Source organism: Actinomycetospora sp. (assembly GCF_055612215.1).
In genome coordinates this window covers 1-1,659 of record NZ_JBVPVA010000559.1, presented here as the reverse complement: position 1 = coordinate 1,659, position 1,659 = coordinate 1, and the positions used below count along the sequence as shown (strand labels likewise).

The window sequence follows — 1,659 nt, the reverse complement described above, 5'->3', positions numbered from 1 at the left end:
CGCCGGGTCCCGCACGACGTAGCCCGCGACCTGGATGCGCGCGGACTCGTCGTCCTCGTCGTTCCACCCGGTGTTGCCGATGTGCGGCGCCGTGGAGACGACGATCTGGCGGTGGTAGCTCGGGTCGGTCAGCGTCTCCTGGTAGCCGGTCATGCCGGTGGTGAACACGGCCTCGCCGAGGGTGCGCCCGTGCGCCCCGAACGCCTCGCCCCGGTGGACGGTCCCGTCCTCGAGCACCAGCAACGCCTGATCGTTCACTGCCCTACCTTCCCGTCACGCACCGTCCATCGTCCCCGCAGCATGGTGTGGACCACCGACACCGGGAGCTCCATCCCCTCGTACGGGGTGTTGTCCGCGAGGCTCGCCAGCTCCGCACCGCGCACCGTCCAGCGCGCCGCCGGGTCGACCAGCGTGAGGTTCGCCGGCTCCCCGGGCGCGATCGGACGGCCCTGGTCCGCCAGCCCCGCGATAAGCGCCGGGGCCTCGCTGCACACGCGCGCGACGCCCCGCCAGTCGAGCAGGCCGCCGTCCACCATCGTCGCAGCGACCACCGACAACGCGGTCTGCAGCCCGAGCATGCCCGGACGTGCGTTCGCCCACTCGCAGTCCTTCGCCTCCACCGCGTGCGGGGCGTGGTCGGTCGCGACGCAGTCCACGACGCCCTCGGCGAGCGCGCGCCGCAGCGCGAGCGTGTCGGCCTCGGGGCGCAGCGGCGGGTTCACCTTGTGCACCGGGTCGTAGTCCTCCGCCGCGGCGTCGGTGAGCAGCAGGTGGTGGGGGGTGACCTCGGCGCTGACGACGGCCCGCGTGCCCGGCAGCAGCGACGCCCGCGCCCAGCGCAGCACCTCGACCGAGCCCGCCGTGGAGAGGTGGCAGACGTGCAGCCGGGCGCCCGCCGCCGCGGCGAGCATCGCGTCGCGCGCGACGATCGACTCCTCGGCGCTCGCGGGCCAGCCGGTCAGGCCCAGCCGGGCGGCGACCGGGCCCTCGTGGGCCTGCGCCCCGACGGTCAGCCGGTGGTCCTCGGCGTGCTGGGCGACGACGGCGTCGAGCGAGCGGGCGTACTCCAGCGCCCGACGCATGATCAGCGGGTCGTTCACGCAGCGGCCGTCGTCGGAGAACATCCGCACACCGGCCGGGGAGGCCGCCATCATCCCCATCTCGGCCAGCCGCTCCCCGCCGAGCGCCACGGTCACCGCGCCCACCGGGTGCACGTCGACGAGCCCGACCTCGCGGCCGCGGCGCCAGACGTGCTCGACGACGACGGGCGAGTCCTGGGCAGGGGTCGTGTTCGGCATCGCGAAGACCGCGGTGTAGCCGCCGAGGGCGGCCGCGGCCGAGCCGGTGGCGACCGTCTCCGCCTCCTCGCCGCCCGGTTCGCGCAGGTGGGTGTGCAGGTCGACCAGGCCCGGCAGGGCGATCAGGCCGTCGGCGTCGACCGTCTCGTCGGGGTCGTCGGCGACGCCGCCCGACCCGACCAGCACGCCGTCGCGGACGAGGAGGTCCGTCGGGTCCTCGCCGTAGGGCCGGACGTTCCTGATGAGCGTGGTGGTCATGCCACGTCCTCCCCGGCGAGCAGGTGGTAGAGCACGGCCATCCGCACGTGGACCCCCGCGGTGACCTGCTCGGCGATCGCGGCGCGGGCGGAGTCGGCGACCG

Annotated in this window: 2 protein-coding genes and 1 pseudogene; all 3 read right to left on the bottom strand. The window is 75.2% G+C overall.

Annotated features, from left to right (window positions below; all coding sequences use genetic code 11):
- Positions 1-258 (bottom strand): carbamoyl-phosphate synthase domain-containing protein (locus tag AC0CYZ_RS15460; protein ID WP_472216843.1); only part of this gene is annotated, 258 nt, incomplete at its 3' end.
- Positions 255-1,556: a dihydroorotase gene (locus AC0CYZ_RS15455; protein WP_472216841.1), complete on the bottom strand. Its 1,302-nt coding sequence runs from the start codon at positions 1,554-1,556 to the stop codon at positions 255-257. The genes AC0CYZ_RS15460 and AC0CYZ_RS15455, both read right to left, overlap by 4 nt.
- Positions 1,553-1,659, bottom strand: a pseudogene (locus AC0CYZ_RS15450) (aspartate carbamoyltransferase); the annotation flags it as partial. The pseudogene AC0CYZ_RS15450 and the gene AC0CYZ_RS15455, both read right to left, overlap by 4 nt.